This is a genomic window from Hominimerdicola intestinalis, assembly GCF_054655215.1.
This window is the reverse complement of the sequence record NZ_BAAHNZ010000016.1, coordinates 16896-40619: the sequence shown is the minus strand read 5'-3', so window position 1 is coordinate 40619 and position 23724 is coordinate 16896. Positions and strand designations below refer to the sequence as shown.

General features: G+C 43.4%; 23 protein-coding genes, 1 tRNA gene and 1 pseudogene. 12 read left to right on the top strand and 13 right to left on the bottom strand.

The annotated features are described in order from the left end of the window. Positions 1–118 precede the first annotated feature (118 nt). The 5 genes and pseudogenes from ACYQ0H_RS11675 to ACYQ0H_RS11655 all read right to left on the bottom strand — a co-directional run. Positions 119–1072: pseudogene (locus ACYQ0H_RS11675) on the bottom strand (type IV secretory system conjugative DNA transfer family protein); the annotation flags it as partial. After that, positions 1069–1551, bottom strand: coding sequence for a PcfB family protein (locus tag ACYQ0H_RS11670; protein ID WP_459812998.1), 483 nt, complete (start codon positions 1549–1551; stop codon positions 1069–1071). The gene ACYQ0H_RS11670 and the pseudogene ACYQ0H_RS11675, both read right to left, overlap by 4 nt. Before the next feature lie 116 nt (positions 1552–1667). Continuing rightward, entirely contained in the window at positions 1668–1892 is a 225-nt protein-coding gene (locus tag ACYQ0H_RS11665; RefSeq protein ID WP_459812997.1) for a DUF5348 domain-containing protein, read from the bottom strand. 14 nt (positions 1893–1906) lie between these two features. Next, positions 1907–2929: a DUF6017 domain-containing protein gene (locus ACYQ0H_RS11660; protein WP_459813000.1), complete on the bottom strand. Its 1023-nt coding sequence runs from the start codon at positions 2927–2929 to the stop codon at positions 1907–1909. Between the two features lie 149 nt (positions 2930–3078). Further along, the gene (locus ACYQ0H_RS11655) at positions 3079–3438 is read right to left on the bottom strand and encodes a hypothetical protein (protein ID WP_459812996.1); all 360 of its coding nucleotides are present in this window, start codon (positions 3436–3438) and stop codon (positions 3079–3081) included. A gap of 230 nt (positions 3439–3668) precedes the next feature. On the opposite strand from ACYQ0H_RS11655, the gene ACYQ0H_RS11650 reads away from it, so the two are divergent. Both ACYQ0H_RS11650 and ACYQ0H_RS11645 read left to right on the top strand, forming a co-directional pair. After that, positions 3669–3878: a hypothetical protein gene (locus tag ACYQ0H_RS11650; RefSeq protein ID WP_459812995.1), complete on the top strand. Its 210-nt coding sequence runs from the start codon at positions 3669–3671 to the stop codon at positions 3876–3878. A gap of 185 nt (positions 3879–4063) precedes the next feature. Then, positions 4064–5578 (top strand): 4Fe-4S dicluster domain-containing protein, encoded by a 1515-nt coding sequence (locus ACYQ0H_RS11645; RefSeq protein ID WP_459812999.1) that lies wholly within the window; start codon positions 4064–4066, stop codon positions 5576–5578. A gap of 172 nt (positions 5579–5750) precedes the next feature. Here the strand turns inward: ACYQ0H_RS11645 and ACYQ0H_RS11640 are convergent, their stop codons facing one another. The 8 genes from ACYQ0H_RS11640 to ACYQ0H_RS11605 form a co-directional block, all read right to left on the bottom strand. Then, positions 5751–6908, bottom strand: coding sequence for a glycoside hydrolase family 5 protein (locus ACYQ0H_RS11640; RefSeq protein WP_459812994.1), 1158 nt, complete (start codon positions 6906–6908; stop codon positions 5751–5753). 32 nt (positions 6909–6940) lie between these two features. Next, positions 6941–7642 carry a PHP domain-containing protein gene (locus ACYQ0H_RS11635; RefSeq protein WP_459812993.1) on the bottom strand — a complete coding sequence of 234 codons (702 nt, stop codon included), beginning with the start codon at positions 7640–7642 and terminating at the stop codon, positions 6941–6943. Beyond that, on the bottom strand, positions 7642–8811 hold the full coding sequence (locus ACYQ0H_RS11630) for an AGE family epimerase/isomerase (RefSeq protein ID WP_459812992.1): 1170 nt from the start codon (positions 8809–8811) through the stop codon (positions 7642–7644). Before ACYQ0H_RS11630 ends, ACYQ0H_RS11635 begins: the two co-directional genes overlap by 1 nt. 20 nt (positions 8812–8831) lie before the next feature. Next, positions 8832–9410, bottom strand: coding sequence for a hypothetical protein (locus ACYQ0H_RS11625; protein WP_459812991.1), 579 nt, complete (start codon positions 9408–9410; stop codon positions 8832–8834). Between the two features lie 57 nt (positions 9411–9467). Continuing rightward, positions 9468–10730: a DUF1015 domain-containing protein gene (locus tag ACYQ0H_RS11620; RefSeq protein WP_459812990.1), complete on the bottom strand. Its 1263-nt coding sequence runs from the start codon at positions 10728–10730 to the stop codon at positions 9468–9470. 120 nt (positions 10731–10850) lie between these two features. Next, complete coding sequence (gene secA / locus ACYQ0H_RS11615; RefSeq protein ID WP_459812989.1) at positions 10851–13583, bottom strand: preprotein translocase subunit SecA; 2733 nt, start codon at positions 13581–13583, stop codon at positions 10851–10853. A 370-nt stretch (positions 13584–13953) separates the two neighbouring features. Continuing rightward, entirely contained in the window at positions 13954–15771 is a 1818-nt protein-coding gene (gene typA, locus ACYQ0H_RS11610; RefSeq protein ID WP_459812988.1) for a translational GTPase TypA, read from the bottom strand. A 228-nt stretch (positions 15772–15999) separates the two neighbouring features. After that, complete coding sequence (locus ACYQ0H_RS11605; protein ID WP_459812987.1) at positions 16000–16998, bottom strand: hypothetical protein; 999 nt, start codon at positions 16996–16998, stop codon at positions 16000–16002. Between the two features lie 344 nt (positions 16999–17342). Between ACYQ0H_RS11605 and ACYQ0H_RS11600 the strand changes: the two genes are divergently transcribed. The 10 genes from ACYQ0H_RS11600 to ACYQ0H_RS11555 all read left to right on the top strand — a co-directional run bounded on the left by ACYQ0H_RS11600 (position 17343) and on the right by ACYQ0H_RS11555 (position 23723). Beyond that, positions 17343–17419: transfer RNA gene (locus tag ACYQ0H_RS11600), tRNA-Pro, on the top strand. Positions 17420–17819: 400 nt separating this feature from the next. After that, positions 17820–18053 carry a hypothetical protein gene (locus tag ACYQ0H_RS11595; RefSeq protein ID WP_459812986.1) on the top strand — a complete coding sequence of 78 codons (234 nt, stop codon included), beginning with the start codon at positions 17820–17822 and terminating at the stop codon, positions 18051–18053. Positions 18054–18139: 86 nt separating this feature from the next. Continuing rightward, positions 18140–18724 (top strand): GNAT family N-acetyltransferase, encoded by a 585-nt coding sequence (locus ACYQ0H_RS11590; RefSeq protein ID WP_117910483.1) that lies wholly within the window; start codon positions 18140–18142, stop codon positions 18722–18724. 77 nt (positions 18725–18801) lie between these two features. Continuing rightward, positions 18802–19431 (top strand): alpha/beta fold hydrolase, encoded by a 630-nt coding sequence (locus ACYQ0H_RS11585; RefSeq protein WP_117910482.1) that lies wholly within the window; start codon positions 18802–18804, stop codon positions 19429–19431. 154 nt (positions 19432–19585) lie between these two features. Then, positions 19586–19927 carry a hypothetical protein gene (locus ACYQ0H_RS11580; protein WP_459812985.1) on the top strand — a complete coding sequence of 114 codons (342 nt, stop codon included), beginning with the start codon at positions 19586–19588 and terminating at the stop codon, positions 19925–19927. Positions 19928–20496: 569 nt separating this feature from the next. After that, entirely contained in the window at positions 20497–21099 is a 603-nt protein-coding gene (locus ACYQ0H_RS11575) for an L-2-amino-thiazoline-4-carboxylic acid hydrolase (protein ID WP_118149268.1), read from the top strand. A 52-nt stretch (positions 21100–21151) separates the two neighbouring features. Continuing rightward, positions 21152–21763: a class I SAM-dependent methyltransferase gene (locus ACYQ0H_RS11570; protein ID WP_459812984.1), complete on the top strand. Its 612-nt coding sequence runs from the start codon at positions 21152–21154 to the stop codon at positions 21761–21763. Positions 21764–21992: 229 nt separating this feature from the next. Beyond that, positions 21993–22181 carry a hypothetical protein gene (locus ACYQ0H_RS11565; RefSeq protein WP_055040005.1) on the top strand — a complete coding sequence of 63 codons (189 nt, stop codon included), beginning with the start codon at positions 21993–21995 and terminating at the stop codon, positions 22179–22181. A gap of 104 nt (positions 22182–22285) precedes the next feature. Further along, positions 22286–22999, top strand: coding sequence for a lantibiotic protection ABC transporter ATP-binding protein (locus ACYQ0H_RS11560; protein ID WP_459812983.1), 714 nt, complete (start codon positions 22286–22288; stop codon positions 22997–22999). Then, on the top strand, positions 22992–23723 hold the full coding sequence (locus tag ACYQ0H_RS11555; protein ID WP_459812982.1) for a lantibiotic immunity ABC transporter MutE/EpiE family permease subunit: 732 nt from the start codon (positions 22992–22994) through the stop codon (positions 23721–23723). Before ACYQ0H_RS11560 ends, ACYQ0H_RS11555 begins: the two co-directional genes overlap by 8 nt. The last annotated feature ends 1 nt before the right edge of the window (position 23724 follow it).

The window sequence follows — 23724 nt, the reverse complement described above, 5'->3', positions numbered from 1 at the left end:
CAGAGGGGTGATTTTCTCGTTTCTCATGGCTGTACCTCCTGAAATGAAAATGCTCTAAGTGACTGCTTCACTAACCATGACAAAAACCATGATTAAGAAGTCACTTAGAGCATACATCTCCCGCCGCAAGTTTGTACTTCTTGTACTGCTTCACCGCAAAATGTTCCGGGTCTTTCTGCTCCAAGCGTTCAAACATGAGGTCAACGGGGTTTTGAAAGTCCTCGTCGTCCTCGCGGGCTTCCGACGCATTTATCATTTCAAGCAGCGTCGTAAAGTTTTTCTCGCTTTCGGGGGCTTCGTACCAGATGTACCCAATCAAAGCGGTATAGTAGAGCTTTTCAGCCTTAACCCAAAAATCCTCCCCGGACTTTTCGCCGTCGCCTTTGGTGTTGGCGATTATCGTATTGACGAGCTTCAAAATGTCTTTTTCGCTGCGGATATACACAAAGGGGTTGTACTTCATGCTTTTGCGGAAATTGATTGTATTCAGCACCTTGATATGGTAGCCGCCGCGCTGCAAGAGCTTTCCACACTCGATTAAAACCGTTCCTTTCGGGTCGGTTACAACATAGGAGCTGTGCATTTGCATAAGGTTTGGTTTTACAAAAAACCTCGTCTTGCCGCTGCCGGAACCGCCGATTACAAGCACGTTTTTGTTCCTTGCATACTTCGGGTGCTTCGGGCGGCTGCTCATCATCAGCCTTTCGGTCTGTGTCAGAATGACGTTGTTTTCAAATACGGGGTCTACATACGGCTTTATATCTTCTGCGCCGCCCCAACGTGCAGAGCCGTACTCCATGCCTTTCCGGTATTTCTTCGCGTTCTTGCCTTTCACATAGACCGCAAGCCGGATAACGACAGCCCCGATAATGCCGATAAGCAAATCCGCAGGGGCAAAGCTCGGCAGGACATTTGAAAAGGCAGCGGAAAAGCCGCTGCCAATGGAAAGCAGCTTGCCGGAGAGGTCGGCCCCCGGCGAGAGCCGCACCGCCTGTCCGACTTTATCAAAGAGATACACAAAGAGCAGATAGGGGGCGTTTAGGATAAGCAGCTTTTTGATATTCGGCTTCATAGCGACACCTCCCTGTCCTTGTTCTTTGTCTTTTGACGGTTTGCGTTAAGCTGCTTTGCCGCTTCCCGAAATGTGGCAAGTGCCTTTCGGATAGAGGGCTTTTGCTCCTTATTCAGTTTCTTTGCGGAAAACTCCTTGAAAGCTGCGGTCATAGCGTCCGCGTCCCGCCCCTTGAAAAAGACAAGGTACCGGGGCGGGGTTTCCGTCGCGTCCTTTTTCAGCGCAAAGTCAATCCCGTACTTTTTTGCCGTACTCTCAAAGGCTTTGATATTGTCGTTGGTAATCTCAATGTTGGAAACGCCCGCGTTCTGCCGCGTGAGCTGCTTTAGGGTCTGCTTGCCGTGGGGTATCTGCTGCTTGTCTATCTGCTTTTTTGCTTGCGACAGCATAAACTTTAAGGCTTTTTGCAGCACTTCGGCGGTCAGCTTTGTTGCCTTTATGGATATGGCAATCACTTTTTCGTTGACTTCATCTTGCATTTACCGTCCTCCTTTCGCGGTAGTGTGATAGTGGTTAGGGTGGTACGCCGCTTTTGGGCGCAAAAAAAGGACAGCCGTTTTCATAGCTGCCCCTGCGTATGCTGCGGCGCATGGTCTTAAATCCGTACCCGCAAGCCGGAGAGGTCGGCGGCGCGGACACCGACAAGATACCATTCCTGCGCCGGGTTCATCTCAATACGGGTAGGCTTCCATTTGCCGCCTGTGAATACGTCGAAACATTCCCCGCAATGCAAGCCGCCGTAGTAGTCGGCAAGGTCAAAGCGAATGTCGTATCGGTCGGTGGTTTCATCAAAAATCAAAGCTCCCTGTTTCTGCGTCATGTGGTCGTCCTCCTTTAGATTTTGCCGCTTGCCATGTCGTGAGCGACAAGGGCGGTATAGTAGTTGTCAATGGTGGACGGGGCATTGAAAAGCACCGCCCTTAAATACTGCTTGATGTTGCGGATTTTGGTTGTGTTCTCCCGCATACAATCAAGGGCAAACTCAATGTGGCTGCTGTTGAGCTTCATAAACTTTGCCTTGACAAGCTCGGCGGGGTAGTCGTCCCCGGCGATACGGATTGTTTTTCTTGCGCTGCATACCGTTTCAAGAATAAGGTCAAGGATTTCATTCAAGCGGTCTTTGTCAAGGGTGTTGTACTGCATGAGGTGGTCGTATTCGATATTGTCCTTGATGATTTCTTCATAGATTTTGTATGCGTCATTCGCTCCCGTTCCTTTCCGTTCCACGGCTGCGCTTGCGCTGCCGTTAGCTCCTGCCGCTGCGTCGTCCTCCAAAGGTGAGAGGTAAGGGGAAAGGATAGGAATGGAATGGATACTTGATATATCCGTATTTAATTTTTCTTTTTTGGGTAAGTCAGTTCTTTGTCTATCTTTATTTAATTGCGTTGGATTTTCCGACGTCGGATTATCCGGTGTCGGGTTTTCCAATATCGGCTTACCCGCTGTTGGATTTTCCAATATCGGATAGTCCAATTCCGGCGGCGTATCGGTGGGTTGCTGCGGCTGCTCATAAATGGTGTACTCGATAGCGGTCATTTTGCCTTTGTCGTCGCGTCCTTGCCGCCTTGTGATATAGCCCGCTTTTTCAAGCTCCCATATCGCGGTGCGGATTGCGTCAATGCTTTCCCGGTTGATGTAGGACAGTCCCGCAAGGGTGTAGTCCCAATCTTCCGGCAAGGACAGCATTTGCGACAACAAGCCTTTTGCCTTTAAGGTCAGGTCTTTGTTGCGTAGGTGGTGGTTGCTCATTACGGTATAGCCCCTGCTCTTTTCCACTCGGAAAACTGCCATAGCTTCATCACTCCTTTGCTGTGGATTTGTTACGCTGTTAAACGGCGATTTTGAGGGTAAAGGTATCAATCCCTTGCCCGGTCAAAACCGCGCCCGCAAAGCCGCATAAAATCAGGGCTTTTTTGCTCCTACTGCGTAACATAAGGGCATAAAAATAGCGGCGTTCCTGTTCTCCCGTTAAGAGAGTGAGAAACGCCGCCTGTGCGGGTCTGTATTTAATTTTCCTCGGCTATGAGGTCTTGTATGACTTCGCCAAAGTCTGCCGTAAAGGAAAAGATGAAGTATTCCAATGCGGCGGGGTCTGCGTCCATAGGCTCGGCTTCCTCGGAAAAGGGCAAGCCCATAAGCCCGTAAAGCATTTTGATGATTTTGAACAGTTTACCCCGGTCGGCGGGGGTGTTCATGGTAACGAGTATGTCCGTCAAACGGTTTACAGTTTCCATGTCGCCGCCTGTCGTTACCCATACCATTTCTGCGAATGGCTGCGTGATTGCTCCGGCGACAAGGTTTATCTTATCCTTGTTGATTTCGCCGGACGGGAGTATAATACCCTTATCCAAAAGTGTGTTTTTCATGTCGTCCTCCTTGTTTTTTCCCTTTGCGCGTGACGCTTTTTTGCCGCCCGCGCTTACAAAACGGATTTATGCGGAGTTATGACAGAATATAAAGAGAAACGGCAAAACCCTTGAAAACAAAGGCTTTCTCGCCGTTCCTATAAACACCTATAAGAAGTTATAAGACAATTTTCGTCTATAAAATCAATAAAATATAATGTAAAAAACGGAGGGCGCAGCTTTGTTGCAATATGAAATTCTTTACTATGCAGTTTTGTTCGGTTTGCCGTCAGGAGTGTTTATATGGTTATGTTGACGGAGTATATCCGATAGTCAGCGGCTTTTATGCTGTTTACCGTAAGAATAATGACGATCCTAATATTCGGAAGCTGATCAGTCGGATATTATCAGAAGAGGAACAGCGAACCGTATATGAAAGCGGTCATATTCAGGCGGAATAGTTTCATTTTTATTTCATAAGATCCTTTTTATTCAAAAGTTCTCTCCAATAATTTAAATGAGAATACCCCATGAAAAAACGTATATAATCCTTGACAAAACTTTAACAAAAAGGTACAATAAAAGCATAAGGATTGTTAAGATCAGAGTTTTATTGAGAGTGAAAGGAGAGAAACTCCTGATGAAAATGAGAGGCATTTATAATTCGGTTACGGATATAAGAAGAAAGGTATTTACAGAGGTTGCAAGGCTCGCATATGAAGGCGGGGATTACAGCAGGATAGATACTCTTCCGTATAAAATAGTACCGGGAAAGGTTGCGGTATACCGCGAGTCGATCTTTCTTGAAAGGGCTATCGTTGAAGAAAGGCTTCGTCTTGCTATCGGACTTCCGCTTCGTCCTATCGACCAGCATGAGTCTGTTTCAGACGGGATTGAGGAAACGGCTATTGCTGAAAAGTATTACGATCCGCCGCTTGTAAATATAATCAATTTTGCCTGCAATGCCTGTCCGGAAACTCATTATCACGTTACCGACTGCTGTCAGGGCTGCCTTGCACACCCCTGCAAGGAGGTATGCCCAAAGGGAGCAATTGAAATAGTTCACGGAAAATCGGTCATTGATCAGTCAAAATGTATTAAATGCGGAAGATGTCAGAGCGTTTGTCCGTATAACGCTATAAATAAAATGGAACGCCCCTGCGCAAGGGCCTGCGGAATGGACGCAATAGGCTCGGACGAAAACGGCAAGGCTAAGATAGACTACGATAAGTGCGTTTCCTGTGGAATGTGCCTTGTTAACTGTCCATTCGGCGCTATCGTTGATAAGGGACAGATATTCCAGCTTATTCATGCAATTAAAAAAGGCAAAAAGGTTATTGCGTTGGTCGCTCCTGCATTTGTAGGGCAGTTTGGACCTAAGGCGTCGCCTGAAAAGCTTACGGCGGCTATGAAAAAGCTGGGCTTTGACAGTGTTGTAGAGGTCGCAATAGGAGCAGACCTCTGTGCGGTAGAGGAAGCTAAGGATTTTATGCGGGAGGTTCCCGAACATCAGCCTTTTATGGCTACCTCCTGCTGTCCGTCCTGGTCTGTAATGGCTAAGAAGCTTTTTCCCGAGCTTGCGCCGTACATATCTATGGCAATGACTCCTATGGTTCTAACTGCAAGAATGGTAAAAAAAGAGAATCCTGATGCTTGTATTGCGTTTATCGGGCCTTGCGCCGCCAAAAAGCTGGAAGCCAGCAGGCGTTCGGTACGCTCTGACGTAGACTTTGTTCTTACCTTTGAAGAGCTTATGGGAATGTTCGAGGCTAAGAATGTTAAATTTGAGGATATTACGGACGATGAAACTGTTCCGCTCAGCGATGGAACAGGTGACGGAAGGGGCTTTGCTGTCAGCGGCGGAGTTGCAAAGGCAGTTGCTGACGTAATAAAACGTCTTGACCCCGACCGTGAAATAAAGGTCGCTTCAGCTCAGGGGTTGAAGGAATGCAGAAAGCTGCTCCAGCTTGCAAAGGCAGGAAAATACGATGGCTACCTTCTTGAGGGAATGGGTTGTCCGGGAGGCTGTGTAGCGGGAGCGGGAACGCTTCAGGCAGTAGAAAAGTCTACAGCTTTGGTCAATAAGTATGTAAAGGACGCAGATAAGCAGAATTCGCTGGATTCTGAATATGAAATTACACTCGGCTTCAAAAGAGAGTAATGGTCAGCATAAAATAGTAAAAATAGAGATCGGTCAGTTTATTAAAGCTGACCGATCTTTTCTATTTATATTGCCTGCCGTTTGCAAATTATAACTGCGGCGTTAAGATGAGCATTATTACAAACGAGCGACGTCAGGAGCGATCACGCGAATTGCGCCGTCCGCGCCAGGACTAGGACTCGGGGTAGACGGACATTATAGCGTCTATTATTTCCTGAAAGTTCCATGCAGGAGGCAGACTTCTGTCCATCAGTCCAAAGTTTTCACCTGCGCCTGCGGTCGCACCATTATCCCACCAGATACAGGGAACGCCAGCCTTCTTTGCCGTATTGAGATAGTATTTTGCACACTCAACTCTGTCCTCAATATTGTATTTGTTTACCGAACCGTATTCTCCGACTATAACAGGAATATTCTTGCTAAGGAATAAATCGTTAAGGTCTATGAACAGATTGTCGATAGAAGAACCGTCAGCTTCGGCATTGAATACGTCCGTACCCTTTGTATCAAGCGCAAAGGAATAGGGAAGATATGCGTGTACCGATACAATTACTTTATCGTCAAAGCCGGAAAGATCTATTGCTTCAAGACAGTTTCTTGAGGACGACGCAGCGTAGCCTGTGATCATAAGATGACGCTTCGGATTGTTTCCGCCGCTGTTTCTTACGGTTTCGTAAAATGCCTTTGCGTATTCGTTGACGATCGCCCTTGAAGCAGAATCGCCGCCTGTCCATTCGCCGGGAGTATTTCTGAGCCTAGGCTCATTCAACCCCTCGAAAATAAGGTGTTCGTCATAGTTTTTAAATTCGTCAGCTATCTGAGTCCATAAAGCCTTGAGCTGCTTGATGTCCTCCTCTTTGTTTTCTTCGGTCGGGAAATACCAGTCCTCATGGTGCGTGTTAAGAATTACAAACATATCGTTGTCAATGCCGTAATCTACTATTTCCTTTACTCTTGTCATCCAAGCTTCGTCAACGTTATACTCGTCGTCCATGTGAGTGCCCCAGGACACGGGTACTCTCAGTACGTTGAAGCCGCTTGATTTCAGCAGGTCTACCATCGCCTTTGAGGTTTCCTTGTTTCCCCAGGAGGTTTCAGCGTCAACTCCGCTTCCGCCGGTTGCGTCCATGGTATTTCCCAGGTTCCAGCCGGTCTTCATTTCCTTGACAAGATTCCATGAGGTTATGTCACGGATCTCCTTCGGTGTTTCCTCTGTCTGTGATGTGCCGCTTTCGGAGTCCTTTTCGCCGTCCTTGTCAGAGCAGGCAGCAAAGCCTGAAACGGCAATCGCCGTACCGAGAATAAGCGCCAGTGTTTTTTTGATCTTCATTATATTTATCCTTTCATCATTTATTTTACAGGTTATCTGTATTTTTCAGCTTCAAATTGGATCCTTTCCAGAGTAAGCGCTCCGTTTTTTACAGCTCCGATATAGTCTTGTGCACAGGCTATTTTGTTTTTTGTACATACCGCACAGAATTCTCCGCCGGGACAGTAATGATTATCCGTTCCGCCGGTAACAGGCAGACCGAACTGCTCTGCGTACCATTGCGCTCTTTTATTTGAAAGCTCGTCGCCGCTGTGGGTGTTGATTATTTCGACAGCGTCGGTATGATCGGGAACAAGCCTTATTTCACGGAGATAGCTTGCACGCCTAAATGGGTGAGCATGAACCAGAAAGCCTCCCGCTTCATGAACAAGCTCAGCATATCTGAAAAAGTCGTTGTCTTCAAGCTCGGGGTGAGAAAGAAGCCACTGCTTATCAACTCCGTAGGTAAGAAAATCAGCGCCGCCGTAGGTGTATTCAATTCCGAAAAGAACGGTAAGTCCTATCTCTTTTCCTTTTGCTTGTGCGTTTTCAAAGCCTCTGCAATAAGCGCTGACCTTATCGCTCCATTTAAGAGAGCGGTCAACTGCACTGTTACCGTTGAAAAAATGATCTGTTACAAATATAGTATCGTATCCCAGCGCCTTGTAGCGTTCTGCCTGCTGTGAGCCGCCTATTGAAGCGCAGGCGCTCCCCTCGCTTGTGTGCAGATGAGCTTCGCATAAATACCTTTTCATCAGAAGTCTATACCTCTCTTTATTACCTCAAGGCACATTCTTCCGTTGTGATACGGACATTTCCACGGGCCTACGATCTCCTTGAAGCCGTGGGGTTTATGCTCAAAGGAAACCTCGCTGTACCATTCAGAGCCGGGACGCTTGTCGATAATATCCGACTTTATGTATTCCCAGACCGATTTTGCAGCTTCAAGGAATTTCTTATCGCCGCTGTGCTGATACGCATTTATAAAACCAACGACAGACTCTGCTTCTACCCACCATACTCGCTTTCTGTCTATCTTATCGTTTTCACGCTCGTTGTTAAGAGCTCCGTTCTCCATTGCTGTATTAAGAATATTATTCGAGATATTCAGATCCATATCGGCAAACTGTTTTTTAAGCTCCTCGTCCTCCAGCGTATCGCAGGCAAGGTCCATAAGCCAGGTTGCTTCAATATCATGACCGTAGGAATGAATATCTCCGATCACTTCCAGCTTTTCATTAAAGAAAACCTTGAGGGCGTTTGTCTGAGAATCGAAAACCTTATCCTTTATTTGAGAAAGCTGAAATTTAAGACGCTTTGCAACTTCTTCATTTCTGTCAGCTTTATAAAGCTCGGTGTAAGCTTCGATCAGGTGAAGAATCGCATTCATAGTTTTATCTGCCATAAGGCCGTTTTCCGAAAGAGCATCGTTTGGTACAAGCTTCCAGTCAACGGTAAAAGCTTCACGGTAGCCGTATTCGTCGAGAGTATTTGCTTCAATATCGCTGAAAAGCTTATAGGCAAGGTCAAGAGCGAATTTATCGCCGACAGCGTTGTAATAAGCTGAAAGCGCATAAATTGCAAAGGCTATGTTGTAGGTATGCTTCATAGTATCCGACGGTTCGCCCTTAAAGCTTGTCATCCAGTAAACTCCGCCGTTATCGTAATCGACACAGTGATTTTTTATATACTCGAATGCATGATCTGCAAGCTCCCTGCATTTTTCGTTCTTGAGAACGGCATAGCAGCTTGAAAAGAACCACAATATTCTTGAGTGAAGAATAACTCCCTTATCGGCCTTTTTGTCAAGCTCAAGATCATAGCTCATATATCCGTAAAAGCCGCCGTTTTCCTCGTCCTTCAAATTTGCCCAGAACGGAATGATATGTTCCGTAAGCTCTTTTTTAACCTCTGAAATAATCATAGCTGATCTGCTCCTTTATATTAATGTGATGAACATTTGGTTTTTGTACGCTTCTGATATTTATCCACAATACTTTTGCAGTCATTCAGATGAATGATCTGGTGTTTTGTCAAAGGCATAGTAATTATCCCCGAAACAGTTTTCCTTCCCCAATAATTCATCAGTCCCTCGGTTTCCGGAATAACTGCACCCTCATCTTTTATTCTGATGATCTGTGACGGCAAAAAGGTTTTTGAAAGCTGGTCGAGGGTAAGCGTTTTAAGAAACTTTTTAGTTTTGCGTCCCACGTTTTCACGGTATGCGAACAATGCTTTGACAGAAAGACTCTCACTCAGCGAAAACACCTCTTCGTCGTTGCAAAGAAGAATGCTTGCGGTAATATCCTCAATTTTGGTTATATGCCATAAATCCCATGCCGGGGTCATGTTTCTTGCCGTAGGACAAAGCTTGAAGTTTTCCTCATTTATTCCTGCGACAATTTCATCAAAATAGGTATTGTTGATTCCATATACCGAACTGCTGTGAAGCTGTGAGTGAAGATACATTGCCTCTGCTTTTATAAACTCCGAATCGGCAGTATCTTTCAGCGCATCCTGCAAATTAACAAATCTCGGATATCAAAGTTCTTTAGGGTAATATGACATACTGCTCACTCTCTACTCGGCAATCTTTCTCGCTTCTACATAAAATCTTTTATCCTCGGCGTGACCCATTGAAAAGGTTTTTCTGGGGAGCGCTCCGTCACAGATGACCGTCGGGAAAAGCTCTGATTTCGCCATATCCGGCAGGATAAAGCCGATCGTATCCTCGTTCATCGAAAGCCTGTCTACAACTTCCGTGCCGTGTATATAGTCGATTTTTCCTCCCGCTTCGGGCAGCAGTCTGTCCAGTACTGTCTGAAGGCTTCCGACTGCAAGTTTGGAAAGCGGCTTATGTACATATTTTTCTTTGTGAACGCCGTTTTTTACGATAACGATCTTCTGTGCGCTTATACTATCGCTGAGTTCAAGCTCTTCAGTCACCTTTTCCTCAAGCTTTTGTGCGTCAACGCCGGTCACGATCCTATGGATAGCTTCAAATTCCAGGGCAGGCGAATGAAGATCAACTATTTCGGCAAGAGCGTACCTTGCGGGACTGTGCGCCATATCCTTATCGGGATATTTAGCCTTCAGTCTCTCATAATACTCTTTGGCGGTAGCAAGAGAATGATTTCCGTCGCCCATTGCGTAAACGAGCGGAGAGGTTTCGCTGATACCGTATTTTTTATTGAATGAATCAAGGTCGGCAAGCTTTTCAAGAGCAGCCAGCACATTGTCCGCGGATTTTTCATCAAGCAGCCAGCCCTTTATGCTTCCTCCGTTCTGCATAAGCTTGAAATCATAAAGCTTTTCCATACCGCCTGTTTTTTCAGCCAGCGGCTCTATTACCGTTTTTTCAGTATCGTCTATAAGAATCATAATATGAGGAAGCTCTATCTGCGCACCCTCGCGTACCTTTATTCTTGGCGGAATACGTTCTACTACCGTAGCCTCAGTGGCTCTTACCTGAGATCGAGAACCCTTTCGGTAATCATATTCTTCAAGGTCGATAGCTCCGACTATTCCAGATCTTACTTTTCCGTCGGACTGAGTACGCTCAATATATATAAGGGAATTTTTAAGCTCTTTAAAAGTATCCGTTTCAAGGTATTCGGTCATATTATTATGTATTTTCTCTATACGCATTTCAACGTCAGGGTTTTCCAGATAAACCTCCGGAAGTATCAGGTTTAGAGCGGATTTTGAACCGGCGGCAAGCCTTTCCGTTTCAGACCAGTATTCCGGCTGAGAGGTATACTGATCGCAGGCCACGACCGCCCATTTTGTCATATCAGTATTCTTGGGAATTAGAATATCGGCTTTTTTAAATGCAGATGACATAAATTAAAACTCCTGTCTTATGTAAGCGTTATAGGATATTGCTTTTTCATATTTTTTGATAACGTTTTCGTTCCGTATACTCCAAAACAGGACGGTAAAAAACCGTCCTGCAAGGCTTATTTATTCGTTTGTATTCTGTCCTGCTCCGCAGCATTTTTTGTATTTCTTTCCGCTTCCGCAGGGACATGGATCGTTCGGTCCGACTTTACTTGTTTTTCTCTGGATATTATGATGCTGAGCGCCCTCGTTGAGAACCTGTTCTCTCTTGGGAGCAGGCGCAGACTTTCTTACCTGAATGGTAAACAGCATTCTTACCGTATCCTCGCGTATAGCGTCGATCATAGCGTCGAACATATCGAAGCCTTCCATACGGTATTCAACAACAGGGTTCTTTTGACCGTAGGAGCGCAGACCGATACCGCGCTTCAGTTCTTCCATATCGTCGATATGAGCCATCCACTTTGTATCTACGACTTTAAGCAGAACAACACGTTCTATTTCTCTTAGAAGCTCTCTGCCGAGATCCTCCTCACGCTTAGCATATATCTTGTCGGCTCTGTCGTTGAGCATTTCTACAATATCCTTCTTGGATACCTCGTCAAGCTGCTTTGCGTCGTATCTGAAATCGCTGTCAACGGTAAACAGACCCATAAGATGATCGCGCAGGCCCTCCAGATTCCAGTCGTCGTGTATCTCGTCGTCAAGCAGGTACATATTGACCGTTGAATCAATGTATTCCTTGATCATTCCGACGATATAGTCGTGAATATCTTCTCCGTCGAGAACCTTCTGGCGCTGACCGTAGATAATTTCACGCTGGGTATTCATTACGTCGTCGTAGTTAAGAACGTTCTTTCTGATATTGAAGTTTCTGCCCTCTATCTTCTTCTGAGAGGACTCGATAACGTTGGCAAGCATTTTTGACTGGATAGGCGTATTTTCGTCGACCTTCAGCGCTTCCATCATAGCGTTTATCCTGTCGCCGCCGAACAGACGCATAAGATCGTCCTCAAGTGAAAGGAAGAACAGGCTTTCTCCCGGGTCGCCCTGACGTCCCGAACGTCCTCTCAGCTGATTGTCGATACGTCTTGACTCATGTCTTTCCGTACCGATAATAAACAATCCGCCGGCTTCCTTTACCTTTTCCGCTTTTTCGGCAACTTCAGCGGAATATTTGGCGTAAAGCTCCTTGTACTTAGCTCTCGCCTCAAGCACCTGCTCATTGTCTGTCTCCGCAAAGCCGGTCGCTTCAACGACGATTTCCTCGGGATAGTCCATTTTATAAAGCTGCTCTGTAGCAAGATATTCGGCGTTTCCTCCGAGGAGAATATCCGTTCCTCTTCCTGCCATATTGGTAGCTATGGTAACAGCTCCGTACTTACCTGCCTGAGCTACTATCTTAGCTTCCTTGTCGTGATATTTAGCGTTGAGAACCTCATGCTTTACGCCCTTATTTTTAAGCAGTCTTGACAGATATTCGGATTTTTCGATCGAAACTGTACCAACCAGAACCGGCTGTCCTTTTTTGTTGCATTCGATTATCTGCTCGATAACGGCGTTGAATTTGCCCTTTTCGGTCTTGTAAACAACGTCCGGATGATCCATTCTTACAACAGGCTTATTTGTCGGGACCTCGATAACGTCCAGCTTATAGATCTCCCTGAACTCGTCCTCTTCGGTGATCGCAGTACCTGTCATACCCGAAAGCTTTGAGTAAAGACGGAAGTAGTTCTGATAGGTGATAGTAGCAATAGTTTTGGACTCGCGCATTACCTTAACGCCCTCTTTTGCCTCGATAGCCTGATGCAGACCGTCGTTGAAGCGGCGTCCTATCATTATACGTCCTGTAAATTCGTCGACTATAAGTACCTCTCCGTCCTTTACTACATAGTCGATGTCCTTTCTCATTGTGCCGTTGGCTTTTATAGCCTGATTTATATGGTGCAGCAGAGTCATATTGTCGGCGTCCATAAGGTTAATTACGTTAAATACCTTTTCAGCCTTTTTGACTCCCGACTTTGTAAGGGTTGCAGTCCTTGCCTTTTCATCTATGATGTAGTCGCCGTCAAGAGCATCGTTATCCGCCTTGTCGTCCATTTCAACAACGGTAATCGGTTTAAGCGTTTTTGCAAAACGGTCTGCAAGAGTATAAAGCTCTGTAGACTTATCTCCCTGACCTGAAATAATAAGCGGGGTCCTCGCCTCATCGATAAGGATAGAGTCTACCTCGTCCACGATCGCAAAGGAATGTTCCCTCTGTACCTTGTCTTTTTTATAGATGACCATGTTGTCGCGGAGATAGTCGAAGCCGAACTCGTTGTTGGTTCCGTATGTAATATCCGCATTGTATGCAGCACGCTTTTCATCTTTGTCCATACCCGAAAGCACTACGCCTATAGACTGTCCGAGGAATCTGAATACCTTGCCCATTTCCTCTGACTGGAATTTTGCAAGATAGTCGTTTACCGTAACAACGTGAACTCCCTTGCCGTCCAGCGAATTAGCATAAGCCGCAAGACAGGCTACAAGGGTTTTTCCTTCTCCTGTCTTCATCTCGGCGATTCTGCCCTGATGAAGGATTATAGCTCCTATTATCTGAACCGGGAAAGGCTTTTTGCCAAGCACACGGAAAGCGGCTTCACGGCATACCGCAAGAGCGTCCGGCAAAACGTCGTCCAGAGAGCTAAGTCCGTCGGCGATCTTGTCCTTCATTATCTGAGTCTGTTCTCTCAGCTCATGATCGGACATCGGCTGATACTTTTCCTCAAGCTCAAGCACCTTATTCTTAATAGGCTCTATTCTTTTCAGCTCTTTTTTAGAGTAATTACCGAATATTGCTTCAATCAAACCCATTCTTTCATTCCACCTTTTAAATTTTCAGTCCTGAGAAATATATATGAAATCTGTTCCCAAATATATTATTTCAGTAAAGCTGCTGTTCCCTTTAAAAAGACTGCGTGTAAATTCAGAATAAAATACAGTATAACAGTATTTCAGCCATGAATCTTGTATACTTTTAATAAGGGCGTCAGTAGTAAGATATAAAAATACATATTAATTATAGCAAATAATTATCTGTTTGTCAATTGATTTTAATACAATTCGCTCAAATCAATTTTGCTGATCTCAGCAGGTATAATTTCAGGGCGCTTTTGCTTGTAAATAAACATAAGGCAAAAGCGGCGGACTGCATAAGTTATGCTGTCCGCCTGCTTATATAGCTTTACATTTTAGCTCTTTCCTTGGCTCTGAGGGTATTGCTGAGAGTTCTCTTTCTTATTCTGATATTTTTGGGAGTTACCTCAAGAAGCTCGTCGTCGGCGAGAAATTCAAGGGAATCCTCAAGACTCAGATTTCTCGGCGGGATAAGCCTTAAGGCATCGTCGCTGCCGCTTGCTCTGGTATTTGTAAGATGTTTTTTCTTGCAGACGTTGACAACGAGATCCTCAGCTTTCGGAGAAGCTCCGACTATCATTCCCTCATATACGGGAGTTCCCGCAGTTATAAACAGCTCTCCTCTTTCCTGAGCGTTGAAAAGGCCGTAGGTAACAGCCTCTCCTGTTTCAAAGGCAACAAGCGAGCCTGTGCTTCTTCTTGCGATTTCGCCTTTATATGGCTGATAGCTGTGAAATACCGAACTCATTATTCCCTCGCCCTTAGTATCGGTCATAAACTCGCTTCTGTAGCCGAAAAGCCCTCTTGCGGGGATCAGAAATTCAATTCTCATTCTGCTTCCTACAGGAGTCATCTGGGTAAGCTCGCCTTTTCTTGAACCTAGCTTTTCCATTACCGAACCTACGCAGCTTTCCGGAACGTCTATAACAAGTCTTTCAATAGGCTCGTTAAGCTTTCCGTCAATTTCCTTATAAAGCACATGAGGCGTAGAAACTGAAAGCTCGTAGCCCTCACGGCGCATATTTTCGATCAGTATAGACAGGTGCATTTCTCCTCTGCCGGCTACCTTGAAGCTGTCGGTTGAATCGGTTTCTGAAACCCTGAGGGAAACGTCTTTCAGAAGCTCCTTGAACAGCCTGTCCCTGAGCTGCCGAGAGGTTACGAATTTACCCTCTCTTCCGGCAAACGGAGAGTCGTTGACCGAAAATGTCATTTCAACTGTAGGCTCTGAAATTTTTACAAAGGGAAGTGCCTCAAAGCTGCCAAATTCGCATATTGTATCGCCTATAGTAATATTCTCAATACCGCTTATACAAACTATATCGCCGGCCTTTGCTTCGTCGCAGGGAACTCGGTTAAGTCCCTCTATCTGATACATTGTAACGATCCTGCCCCTGTATTCCTTTTTGGTCTGATGAAAATCGCCGACGGTAACTTCCTGATTAACTTTCATGACTCCGCGTTCTATTCTTCCTACGGCAATTCTTCCGACATATTCATTGTAGTCTATAGCCGAAACAAGATACTGCATAGAGCCTTCAGCGTCTACCTCAGGGGCAGGGATATAGTTCAGTATTTCGTCAAGCAGAGGAATAAGATCCTCTCCCTGCTCATTGGGGTGATAAGAAGCCGTTCCGTCCCTGCCTGAGCAGTAAAGAATAGGACTGTCAAGCTGCTCGTCACTGGCGTCAAGATCCATAAGCAGTTCCAATACCTCGTCGCCTACTTCGTTGAGTCTTGCGTCGGGGCGGTCTATCTTGTTAACTACAACGATTATTTTATGTCCAAGCTCCAGCGCCTTCTGAAGAACGAATCTGGTCTGAGGCATAGGTCCTTCCGCTGCGTCTACCAGCAGAATAACTCCGTTTACCATTTTTAGAACTCGTTCTACCTCGCCGCCGAAATCGGCGTGTCCCGGAGTATCTATAACGTTTATTTTAACGTCCTTGTAATGAATAGACGTATTTTTGGCAAGTATAGTGATTCCTCTTTCGCGCTCAATGTCGTTAGAGTCCATGACTCTGTCGTCGACCGCCTGATTATCGCGGAAGGTTCCGCTCTGTTTGAGCATTTCGTCAACGAGGGTCGTTTTACCGTGGTCAACGTGAGCGATAATAGCAATGTTCCTTAAATCTTTTCTTATCATAAATATCCTCCCTTTAAGCCTGTGCAGCCAGAACGGAGTCTGTACAAAGGACGGCTTAAATAAAATTCATATCTTTCCAAACATTTATTATACCACAAAAAATCTCTTAATGCAAATATAAATTCACTCTGAATAGAACTGCGGATTTGTGGATTATAACAACAAAATGCCGCAGAATGCGAAAATTATGCATTCTGCGGCAACAAAAGCTTAATAACTCGGGATTTATCAATAATTCTGGACTACAACTGATTCGCCGGTGCTTTTATTATATGCAACGCTGTAGCCGTGGCTGTCCTCTGTAAATATGTAGTAATACCTATAGTTCCCGTCGTCCTCTCTGAATTCATAGGAAGAGATCGTTCCGCTGATCTGTGATGAAACAGAAGCAATTATAGCGCTGTCGTCAAAGGTATCTGGGGCTGATGAAGTATCTGCCGCCGAAGACGTATCCGCTGATGAGCTGTCGCTTGTGGAGGAAGTATCTGAAACGGAGGAGGTATCGGGCAACGAGCTTGAAGCGTCAGCTTGTGAATGATCCGCAGCCGACGAATCTTCAGGCAAAGAGCTTGCTTCGGAGGAATCCTCAGGCTCGGAAGATGTATCATTTGATGAAGAAGCTTCCGGTTTGCTGTCTGATGAATTATCGGCAGAGGACTGCGGGTCTGTCTGCTGAACAGAGGATTTATCATCTGACGTATCGTTCAGGCTCTGAGAAGAGGAGGTTTTGTCGGAAAGTCCGTCAAGCTCGTCTGACGAATCATTTCCGCCTGAGAAGCCGAATATCTTATATCCGACTATAACGGCTATAATTACGATAACAAGTATACCTATTGTAATTACCGCAGCTATCATAAAGGTTTTCTTTGACGGGTCTATTTCGCCGTCGTCATCGTCGTATTCCTCATCGTAATCCTCATATTCGTTTTCATCGTATTCTTCATAGCCTTCAGTTTGTGGGCTGCCGTAATTATCCTCTCCGCCGTCTGAAGCGGAACGGCTGTTAAACTGCTCGTTTACCTGAGCTGCGGAAAAAATACGGGTCCTGTCATCGTCCTGCTGAAGCTGCTGCTTATTGAATACAATGGTGCTTTCTTCATCTGAGGGAACATCATCTTCTTCTGCGTTTTCGTTCTGATCGTCTATGAGAAGCGAATGGCAGAATTTGCAGAGTATTGCTTCTTCGGATATTTCCGCATTACAGTGAGGGCATCTTTTAGTTTTCATAGAAACAGTCCTTTCCTTTGCTTTTCAATACACTATTTATTAATATAATAGCATACTTCCTAAAAAAAATCAATGGATATCCTTTAATTTTCACCAAACATTCTTATTTCTCGATTTAATTCGGCAATCCGATGGTTTCTGACTGCAATAAGCAATACAAAAGGGCTTTGTGATATTGATAATTTGTGCAATATGCAGAAAGTTTCACTTACGCTTGACATTTAATATTAAAAAGTATATAATTATAACGCTGTCTGATGACGCAGACGCAGTAATGAGAGAAGAATAGAATATCCATTACGTGTGCAGGGTTCAGGAATTTGCTGCACACTATTCGTCAGCAACGGGGCGTAACTCAGTTTGGTAGAGTGCTTGGTTTGGGACCAAGATGCCGCAGGTTCAAGTCCTGTCGCCCCGACCACATAGCATAAAAACCACGCAAAATGCATGGTTTTTATTTTTATATACACGTTTTTATTTAAAATATTAATCTCTGGCTATCTCCTGCATATTAATAGCTTTGTTTGCAAGCAACGACGCATGAGAGCGCCTATAATCGTGTATGTGTATCGTTTTAATGCCTGCGGAATCAGCAGTTTGCACGGAAGTGTCACGCAGTGCCTTGATACATCCGCAAATTTTGTAATCATCCCTAAAACCGTCAATGCTTTTACAGCGTTTTCGGTGCTTATCCAGTATGCTGATAAGCGGATCGGGCAGCTGCATCGTATGTATGACGACTTGTTTTTAGGCGGAGTTATTCTGTAAATGAAAAGCTCTATTCTGCTTTCCCGTCTGTAGAACTGAGAAATGGCAGTCTTATGGAGATAATCGAATGTCAGGTCACAAAGGATAGTTCAGATACTGATATTAAGGAGTTGGAAAGCGATCTTCTCGGACAAACAAGTGAAGGCTGGGGCGAAGGTTTTGAGCAGCAGGAAATATCAATTGACGATGACAGGTCAATTTATTGCAGTTTCTACACTGGTTCTGCTGACGAGAGGCGGAGAAAGAATCAGCTCAGGATATTTCGGAAGATAATGATATGGATATAAAAATGTGAGGTTGAAATATTCGGCTGGGTGTGGTATACTGTTTGTAGTAAACGGAGTGACAAATCGGAATTGGTGGAGGAATATCCATGATAAAAGTGGAAAATAAATCAAGGAAAGAAATTGCAGACATTGGCAGAAGAATCGGTGAGGCATTTGCTGATGAAAAAGCCGGAACTGTTACGATGCTCACAAGAGAGCAAACAATAAAAGGTTTTGAGATTATGACGGAATGGTTTTACAGAGCAGGAACTCTGTATACCACATCGGAAATAGGAGAGGGATACCTTGCTTATTGGAGTAAGAGGGCAAAACCTTCAATGGGTCCGACCTTACATATGATCAAGCGACTTTTATGCGAGTTACCGCTTAAGGCACTGATAGCTATGGCACAAAGCGGAGACGAACAGTATGCGAAGATTTTCAAAAAAGAGCATGACTATATTGCAGTATCCATGGTTGTTGTCCTGCGAGAATTTCAGGGGAAAGGATATATGCGCAAAATTTTGGAGCAACCTTTTGCCGAGGCGGACACAAAGGATATTCCCTGTATTCTGGATACTGATACGCCGTTAAAAGTAAAAAAATATACTCGATGTGGAATGGAACTATGTGGCGAGAAAAAATTGAAAAATGGCATTTCACTGTATACGATGGCGTATAATAAAAATTAATATGGATAGTGGAAATGAAATGTTTCAAATGTTGGATGAACTAAGATGATAATTCTAAGTTGTAAAGGTGGAGCATTATGAAGAATATTTTAATTCATGGGCTAGGGCAAAATCATAAAAGTTGGAATGAAACCATCAAATTTTTAGAGATAGATAATATAGATGTTCTTTGTCCTGCACTTTTTAAAATGTCAAGTGGCAATAGCAATGATTATCAAAACATATTTTCTTCTTTCTCTGATTTCTGTAACAATCAGGAAGGAAAACTTAATTTATGTGGACTTTCATTAGGTGGAATATTGGCATTGGATTATGTAAAAAAGTATCCAGAAAAAGTAAACTCTATTATTATCATTGGAACTCCTTATGATATACCCAAAGTTCTTTTCAAAATACAAAGTATGATATTTCACTTCATGCCAGACTCACAATTTAATGATATGGGCTGTTCAAAAAAAGATTTTATTACTTTAGTAAACTCAATGAGCAATCACAATATAAAAAACGGTTTGGATAAAATTAATTGCAAAAGCCTAATATTGTGCGGAAGTAAAGATAAAGCGAATATGAAAAGTGCTAAACAAATTAGTCAGAGTATAAGAAAAAGTGAATTCAAAATAGTTAAAGATTCTTCCCATGAGGTTAATGTTGATAATCCAAAGGAACTTGCACACATAATTTATGATTTTTGGAAGGAATTTCTGTAACGCAAATTCCAATTTGAAAGGATAACCATTCATGACAGAATGTTTATTTCAATATGACAGACTATATCTGAACGCAGCCTACCACGAACCGGATGAACACAGACATCTTATGTCTCACATGATTATTGGAGTTTCTCAAAGAGTAAGGTGCAGTGTGAATCATTATGAATTTGAGGCAGATGGCGTCTGCATTGATTCTCATGTTCTGCATACAGCCTGCGTGACAAAGGGGGAACTGCTTATCTGCCTGTTCGACAAAACATCTTTATTTGCGGACGCACTCTCCCGCCGATACCTGAAAGAACAGAATTATGCTGTTTTGGGTGAAGAAACAGTTCAGATAATAAGAGATACATGGCTTGCGATCCACTCACTGGCGGCTGTGGACGAGGCGATTATCGGCATGCTTGGGATAAAAGACATATCTTTTTCCACGGACGAACGGATACAAAATGCTCTTGAAACGCTGAAAAATTATGAGGAAGCTGTCCCCTGAAACCCGGAAATGGACAAAAATAGTGTAATGCAATGATAACAGGTCAGCAGATGCAGAACAGTGTGAAACGACAAAATTATTTGAAACGGTTTCCGAAAATCTATTGACTATTTCAGGCTTTTTTGTTTTTTAATATTAAAGGTGAGTCCTACCTATAAGTGGAGGTCGTAAAAGCGTAAGAATCACCTCTGGTGATTCTTCATGGTGGCTATGCTTTTTAGCACAGCCACTTTTAATATCAAGGAGTTTTATGGAACAGGAAAGACTAAATCTATCCGGGAGATACGAAAGACGCAATCGAAGTGTTTCAACTGTATGAGGCACAGGGCGATTATTTTGATATCAGCAATCCATCAGAATCACTGTCTGCATTGTGGAAGTTGTGATAATGCCAATACTTGTAATTGTGACTGTTGTATTTGCAGCTTTATGCGTCGGTCTTTTTTGGAGAAGAGAGAAGAAGAAAGGAGATAAGTCCGCTTTACTTTGATTAAAAAGTATCGTATAGTAAACATTGGTTAATGACAACTAACTTGTGCAAAGTGTGGATTATAGGAGGTGCACTTGATATGAAAAATTCTATCGGGGTATTATCAGTAAGTAAGTTCTATCATAGTGCGGTTAAGGCTGAACTAAAAAGGCGTGGATTTCAAAAGAATACCGCAAAGAAAATAATAAAGACGCACAAAGAAATTATGAACAGGGCGAAAGAAATTGGCAACTCAAGGCTCGTGAGCAGTTATGTAATGGGAAGCTATTTTATTGCAATGAACCGCAGCACAGGTAAGTCGCCGGAGGAGAACTACCAGATATTCAGAGATGGACTTTGTGCTTCGTCTTTATTCAGGAAAGTGATGGGAGATGCGGAAAGCTATCTGTCGCCTAAGAAGATGGAAGGACGTTTGAAGTGGTCCGAAGAAAGTCATAAGAGAAAATATGAAAATGACTGGGTGGTTGATATATTACCGGGAAATGACGAGTATGATCTTGGATATGATTATCTTGAGTGTGGAATTTGTAAGTTGTGCAATGATGAGGGATGCCCGGAATTAGCACAATACTTGTGTCGTATGGACTTTGTGCTTGCCGATATTATGAACATGAAGCTTGTGAGAACGGGGACTATTGCCGAGGGAGCCAAATATTGTGATTTCAGGTACAGCAGACAGTAAAAATTCAGCTTGTAGAATTGGAAAAATCGAAATATGAAGGAGGAATATTTCAATGAGCTTTTTTGAAAATACCCGTAAGCCACAAGGATTCGGCGGAAAATTGATGACAAAGATGATGAACAGCGGCCACTCCAGGCTATCGCAATGGGGGTTCTCGAATATCTCTGTAAATACGGACGCTGAGGTGCTGGATGTTGGATGCGGAGGTGGTGCAAACATTGCGGTCTGGCTGAACAAATGCAGGAAGGGCCATGTGACAGGATTGGATTATTCGGAGGTTAGTGTGGCAGAATCTCAAAAATTGAACGCTGCTGCCATTCAACAGGGAAAATGCAAGGTCGTTCAGGGAGATGTATCTGCCATCCCATTTCCAGATGCAAATTTTGATCATGTCTCAGCTTTTGAGACGGTTTACTTCTGGCCAGAACTGAAAAAATGCTTTTCTGAGGTAAATCGTGTTTTGAAATACGGAGGAACCTTCCTGATTTGTAACGAGAGCGACGGAATGAATGCCTCAGACGATAAATGGACAAAGATAATTGATGGTATGAAGATTTATAATTGCGATCAACTTATCACCGCTTTAAAAGAAGCAGGTTTTATGGAAATAAAACCATATGCCGATGCCAAAAATCATTGGCTTTGTATTGTGGCAACAAAATAGATAAATTCCAGTTTGCCAACTTGCCCCTTGAGAGAGGAGAAATCCTTTTCTCAAAGGGGTTTTTCTATTTATACGGATAATCGCAAACTACAAGATAAAGCCAAAACTTTATATACTCTAAGCACAAGGAGGTTGCAAGTTATGGGATGCAGGAGAAAAGGGACTTATATTATCTGCTTTTGAATGGGAGAAGGATAGAAAAACGCTGATATATGGGCAGGTAGACTATATGTATGGAGAAGCACTTTATAAGCCTGAAATGAAAGAAGGAAATCCTATAAGGTTATATAGTTTGGATGAAATCACGGAGATATTCGGTAAATTAGGACTTCGTATTTGTAACAGCTTTGCTGACTTCAGTGGAAAGCCGAGTTCTGATAATGATATTCAATTGATGGTTTATTCCATACGAGAATAAAAATAGAGTAGACGAATTATTTAGCAAACTTCATCAAATCTTTATTTTTCCCTGATAGATTATATTTCAGTAAGAAATGAAATATGGAAGGAAGGATAGTAAAGATGGAAATGATGTTGCAGACACAAAATTTGTGTAAATATTTTAAAAAGCAGAAAGCGGTAAATAATGTTTCACTCAATATAGAAAAAGGACAGATTTATGGACTGCTTGGACCGAATGGTGCTGGTAAATCTACTACATTGAAAATGCTGACCGGTATGATGAAACCAACTGCAGGAAAGATTTACTTTGATGGAAAACTTTTGGATAGGAAGGATTTGTCAAAAATAGGAGCGTTAATTGAAAATCCGCCTATTTATGAAAATCTTTCCGCTAGAGAGAATTTGAAGGTAAGACAATTATTGCTTGGTACAGATGAAAACAGAATTGATGAGGTCTTGCAGATTGTATCACTTACAAATACTGGAAAGAAGAAAGCTGGGCAGTTCTCTTTGGGAATGAAACAAAGACTAGGTATTGCAATGGCATTGCTTGGAGAACCGGAACTTTTGATATTGGATGAGCCTACGAATGGATTAGATCCAATAGGCATCGAGGAATTACGAGAACTGATTCGCTCCTTCCCAGGACAGGGAATAACTGTAATTCTTTCCAGTCATATTCTTTCAGAGGTACAGTTACTTGCAGATAAAGTCGGGATTATTTCAGGTGGAATCTTAGGATACGAGGGAGCATTGAATCAGGGACAGAATCTTGAAGAACTGTTTATGGACGTAGTAAGGAAAAACCAGAAAGCAGGTGAAATCCATGGTTAATATTATAAAAGCAGAACATCAAAAAGCCAAAAGAACCATGCGAAAAAAGTTTATCTGGGGATTTCCTCTTCTTACATTTGTCATGGCATTTATATTTACTCTTGGGATGACAAATGCTTATGCAGAAAGTGTTTGGAACTGGTGGTATACACTTTTGCTGCCGGGGATGATTGCTCTATTTTGTTATCTTTCTGTGGCGCAGGAGAAAAAGATAAAATACTATCATTTAATGACTATTCCCACAGACAAAAGAAAATTGTTGCTGGGGAAAATTATTTATATTGGGTACATGATTTTGTTTTCTAATGTGATTGTGTTTGCAGGAGCAACGCTTGGAGGCTTTCTTCTAACGACACATGTTCCAGTTGGAGGAGCGTTGATTGCAGTATTGTTTCTGACGGTTTCTGAGTTATGGGAGATTCCGGTAGCTTTATTTTTAAGTGAACGATTTGGAATGATTGTAAACCTGTTCGTCTGCCTGTTTATTACCGTCAGCGGTGTGGTAATATCACAAACCAGAATCTGGTATGTACTTGTATCTGCAATTCCTATGCGAATCATGTGCCCGTTGCTTCATGTTTTACCAAATGGACTTGCCGCAGAAGCAGGGAATCCTCTTTTGGATATGGGCGTTATTGTTCCAGGAATCTGTCTCTCAATTGTCTGGTTTGTTTTTGTAACGGTTCTGTTTTTGAAATGGTTTGAGAGAAGAGAGGTGAAATAAG